At 47.5% G+C, this 2,177-nt stretch carries 1 protein-coding gene; it reads right to left on the bottom strand.

All coding sequences use genetic code 11. From position 1 onward, the window contains the following. The coding region (locus B7709_RS00055; RefSeq protein WP_239822478.1) for an RHS repeat-associated core domain-containing protein at positions 1 to 2,177 on the bottom strand (2,177 nt) is incomplete at both ends.

The following is a 2,177-nucleotide window of genomic DNA, read 5'->3' as shown; positions in this document are numbered from 1 at the left end:
GCCTTTGTAGCTTTTGAAGCATCATTGACTGCGTCTACTGCATCGAGTGCTTTTTCAAGTTTCCTTAATTTGCCAGCCTTAGCTATAGGAAAGAAATTACTTGCAATATCAACAGCTAACTCTGCACCTGCCGCCCAACGATTTGCGTCTTCGCCCGTTAGTGGATCTTTCCCTGTAACTAAACGTTCTCCATTATTCCAGCCTATGAATTCAGCTGCTAAAGTTGGAAGTTTAGCTTTATTTTCTTGGTTAAACTTCGCAAATTTTACATTAGAGGCATAGGCATTTTCCTCAGGAGTCATTGGGGGAGCCTTTAGATACTCCTCTAATGTCATCCTATCAATTCGCTCTTTCTGATCCGGTCTAAGTCCATGTCTTGCCGCATCTTCATACTTTCTAAAGTCTGCGACAGATGGAACTTTATTTTCTCCCTTATCGGAGGCACCAGTTGTTTTTGGATCACAGACATGTTTTAAGGTATTCTGCAAGGCTGTTCCCCAGTTTCGGAGGAGATTCATGCCTTCTCGGATTGTTGGTGAAGAGCTCAAGCCTGTTGCCAAGGCATAGGCAGACCGAACCGCTTGTTGGCGCTTAGCCTCTATCTGTGCTGCTGCTTGATAGTATTTCTGTTGTACATAGTCACTGGCACTATTGTAGGCTGTTTGAACCTTATTCCACTGTCTGCCAACCCAATTCGATGCGCGATTGAATTGGGTGCTGACCCAGTTAGTCGCGTGGTTGAAGGCACTCTTGGTCGCATTCCAAGCCTTGGAGGCGAAACTCTTCACACCATTCCAGGTGTTTGAGGCAACTCGTTTCACCGTATTCCAGGTATTAGATGCGACTCGTTTAATACCATTCCAAGCATTAGAGGCTGTCTTTTTAACATAGTTCCAGCCTTTTTTGATATTGTTCCAGAAATGCCCACTTGGGTCGGTATAGTTGACAGGGTTGTTCTGCACATAGCTGTAGCGGTTCTGGCTGAGAGGTTCCGTCTCCTCACCTGGGTAGCTATCCTCGGTTAAGAAAGTACCTCCCTGACTATCATAATACCTTGCGCGTAAATAGTCAAGTCCAGTATCGTCGCGAGCTTCACCGTTATAGGCGAATGGATTCCCTGTCGTGTCTGTACTTGTCTTTCTTGCCCCATAGAGGTTATAGCTAGTTGATGCGACGGCTTGTCCATCCTTGGTCAAGCCTGTCACAGAGCCTGACTGATTGGTCAAGTAGTTGTAGCTATCACCTGTTTGGTTGTTGAGGTAGCTAGCTCGACCCTGACCATAGCTATAGGTCTCACGAGCCTTGCCATCATGGTCATAGGTTTCGAGGACTTCTGTATGTTCACGATTGACATCGTTGACATAGTTGCGTTCCTCGTAGTAGTTGTAGGTATCCTCTCGTGTGGTGTAAGGGATCAGGACATCCTGAACCTGACTGGCATAGGTCACTTCTCCCTGACCCGGTAAGTTTCCAAGTTCTGGTGGGTTGACGACGATTCCCTCCTTGGTCGCTCGGTCCTTAGCCACTTTCTGGTGGTAGGCTGTCGACACATCGTCAAAGATGCTGTGCCAGATGCTTCCTATTGTCTGTGGTAAAGCAGACAGGGCTTGGAGGACATTCTGGCTAAAGCCATACCAGAAGAGGGAGTGTTGGCCCCCACTTGGAGCTGTGTAAGGTGATTTACGACCGGACTTGCCTTCCTTTGACTTACGTTGGAAGAGTTGATAGGTGTTCTTGCCTTCCTTGCGACTGGCAGTGAAGACACGGTTATCATCCCCATCATAAAGCGCAGCCATGAGCAGACCCTTCTTGTCCTTGACCGCAAGTAAGCGGTTCTCTGTATCATAGATGTAGTCTAGCTTTTCTGAGTTCTTCTCAGAAGCGATGCGATTGCCATTCTTGTCGTAGGTATAGGTGATGGTGCCATCTGGCCCTTCCAGCTTGGTCAAGCGGTTATGGTCATCGTAGGTGAAGCGTGTCTGGTTCTCCTTGCCATCGACTGTCTCAGTGCTGGTCAGTTTATTGCCCGCTAGGTCATAGGTGTAAGAGAGTTTAGAGAGTTCCTTACCAGATGCATCCGATACAGTCATGTTTTCCACTTGACCCAGAGTATCGTAGGTGTAGCTATGGACTAGGGTTTCGCCATCCTGCTTGATGGTTTCCTTGGCGATATAGCC

The organism is Streptococcus oralis subsp. dentisani, from assembly GCF_002096335.1.
Lineage (GTDB): Bacteria > Bacillota > Bacilli > Lactobacillales > Streptococcaceae > Streptococcus > Streptococcus oralis_Z.
The sequence above is the reverse complement of the archived record's forward strand: the minus strand, read 5'-3'. Positions and strand labels throughout refer to the sequence as shown.